The following is a 2783-nucleotide window of genomic DNA, read 5'->3' on the forward strand; positions in this document are numbered from 1 at the left end:
CAGGCAAGCTCAAAAGGCTGCTCACCTTTGCGGTATATCTGGTCCTTGCGTTCTTCAAAAATAACTGCTGTCTTCATGCTCATAGTTTCTACCTTTTATTTTTTGAGGAGATAAGCTTTTTTAAAGTTCAAAGGGAAACCCTGTACCCTGCACCCAGCACTCCTTATCTAGCTTAAGGACTAAAGGCCTACCTGTTCTCCCTAGGCAAGAAGGTATTCTTCAGCGGCCTTGCCTTCCTCAAGCGCGTCCAGTATTTCATCGATCTGGTCCTCGTCTGTAATCTCTCCGTACCAGTATCCTTGTGGATAGATGACCATGACAGGCCCCTGGTCGCAAAACTGCAAACATCCAGTACTGGAAAGAAAGGCGTTCAGACCGCGGTCCGCGATTTCGCTTTCAAGGTATTGAAGCAGTTCCCCTCCTCCTTGCTTGATACATTTACCTTTGGGTTCCAGTCCCCTGAAACTCATGCATACTAGAATGTGATAGTCTGGCTTTTCCATAAAATAGACCTCTCATTTGGATTTATGGGATTATGAATTTATGAGGTCGTGGGTAAATGGGTTTATGGGGAGAAGCGTTAGTGAACTTATGAACTTCGCAACTCCCCCCATCACCTCATTCACTCATCCACCCACTACATGACCAGTTCCAGACGCTCATCAGGAGCATCACGGTCGGCACGATCAAGAAGTGTGTTGACTATATTGGAAATCAGATAGATTCCGCCACTATAACCTACTTTAGGAAAGTAGGTGTGTCCTACGCGATCCAGAATCGGAAAACCGAATCGTACCAAGGGTATATCCTCGGCCCGCGAGATATACTTGCCGTAGGTATTACCGATAAGAAGATCCACTGGATCGTTCTTGATGAGCTGGTGGAGATAAAAGAGATCTGCGTTCTGCTTGCAAACATACTCCCAATCAGCATCCTTCATGACCTCTGCAATCTGCCTCTCGAAGCGTTTTCCAGGAGTACCGGTAATAATGTACTTGGGCCGCATACCCATGCTCTTTAAAAAGTCAGTCAGTCCCACGATCAAATCAGGATCTCCCCAGAGCGCTACCTTTTTGCCATACAGATAATGCTGATAGTCGGTCATGATATCCACCAGACGACCACGCTCATCCATAAGTGACTCAGGAATCTCCTTAGCTGTAACATCCATGAGTGCCTGGATGAACTTGTCCGTGGCCTTGACTCCGATAGGCGCTTCCAGGGTCTTAAAAGGTACGTCACACTTCTGTTCCAAGGCTATGGCTGCCGGCTCCGAAGCAAAGGCGCCCAGAGCCAGGGTCATCTTGCTTGTGCCCGTCCTTTTCAACTCCTCGATGGTTACGCCGCCTTTGGGATACATGTGGTATTCGCCACGCATCGGCGTATCCAAAACGTCTGAGGTGTCCGGGAATACAATGCCATCAATTCCCATTACCTGGAGGATGCGCTTTATTTCGCGCATATCAGAAGGCTCGACAAACCCGGGAATAACATTGACCTGGTTTTCCTTCTTCTCTCCACCTTCAGATAGGTACTTGACTATTCCCGAAACCATATTGGCAAAACCAGTAACATGAGAGCCCACGTAACTTGGAGTGTTCGTGTGGATGACCAGCTTGCCTTCAGGGATAATACCGTCACTGGCAGCTTTTTTGGCGATTGTTGGTATGTCATCGCCTATGGTCTCAGACAGACAAGTAGTGTGTACCGCAACTATGTCCGGGTCGTAGACCTGGAAAATGGTCTTTAGAGACTGGCGCAGGTTTGGAGCTCCGCCAAAGACACTGGCGCCTTCGGTGAAAGAACTGGTAGTCGCCATGACAGGCTCTTTATAGTGCCTGGTCAGGTGACTGCGATGGTAAGAGCAACATCCCTGGCTGCCATGACTGTGTGGCAAACAGGCATGTATTCCCAAGGCTGCATACATAGCCCCTATAGGCTGACAGGTTTTGGCAGGGTTAATACGCAAACCCTGCCTTTCTACTATTTCTTTGGTCGTATGGTCGAGCATTAAAACTTCTCCTCTCTAAAGTTATCCTGTTAGGTTATCCGTTCAACTCTGCCTTAAGTGTCGGCCCTTTTTCCCAAGGAGCCTTGAGTAGTTCCCAGACCGGATTGTGGATCATCATGTCTAGCTCGCGGGCAAATTTAACCGCTCCCCTGAATCCTGCGAATGGACCTGAGTAATCATAGTTGTGAAGCTGTTTGGAAGGTACGCCAAACTTCTCAATAATGTACTTGTCTTTAATTCCGGAGCAGACCATATCCGGCTTCATCTTTTTGATCAGGTACTCCAGTTCGATGTGGCTTATGTCGTCAATAACCAAAGTGCCTTCGCCCATGTCCTCCCACATTCCGCCATAGGAACCAAGCACACCTTCTTCCTTAAGGACTTTATAGTATTCGGGTTCTATCCTTGGTTTATAGCGCTCAGGGTCCGGCTCCACTTTCAATTCCTCGATATTTTTGCTGTCCGCGTCTAGCTTGATAGTCGGAATAACGTGACGGCCTTCGTAGTCGTCGCGGTGGGCGAACTCATAACTGGCAACAATCGGCTCCATACCCAAATCACGAAAGAGATCCTGGTAGTGGTGGGCCCGTGAACCACCTACAAAAAGCATAACGCTCTTGCCCTTGAGACGCTCTTTGTAAGGAGCAATCTTTGCCTCGGCCTCGGCTGTTTCTTCCTCAATGACCTTTTCAATACGCTCGGTCAGTTCGGGATCATTAAAAACACGGGCTATCTTACGCAGGGACTTGGCCATGGCCTTAATGCCAATAAA

3 protein-coding genes are annotated in these 2783 nt (G+C 48.3%); all 3 read right to left on the minus strand.

Translation table 11 applies throughout. The annotated features are described in order from the left end of the window. Positions 1-200: 200 nt before the first annotated feature. Complete coding sequence (locus tag KFV02_RS11335; RefSeq protein ID WP_252381663.1) at positions 201-503, minus strand: (2Fe-2S) ferredoxin domain-containing protein; 303 nt, start codon at positions 501-503, stop codon at positions 201-203. A gap of 134 nt (positions 504-637) precedes the next feature. Further along, positions 638-2011, minus strand: a complete 1374-nt coding sequence (gene nifK, locus KFV02_RS11340) for a nitrogenase molybdenum-iron protein subunit beta (protein ID WP_252381664.1) — start codon at positions 2009-2011, stop codon at positions 638-640. A 34-nt stretch (positions 2012-2045) separates the two neighbouring features. After that, on the minus strand, positions 2046-2783 hold a 738-nt coding region (locus tag KFV02_RS11345), incomplete at its 5' end, for a nitrogenase component 1 (protein ID WP_289510158.1).

Origin of the sequence: Desulfovulcanus ferrireducens, assembly GCF_018704065.1 — a bacterium.
In the GTDB taxonomy this organism is placed as follows: domain Bacteria; phylum Desulfobacterota; class Desulfovibrionia; order Desulfovibrionales; family Desulfonatronovibrionaceae; genus Desulfovulcanus; species Desulfovulcanus ferrireducens.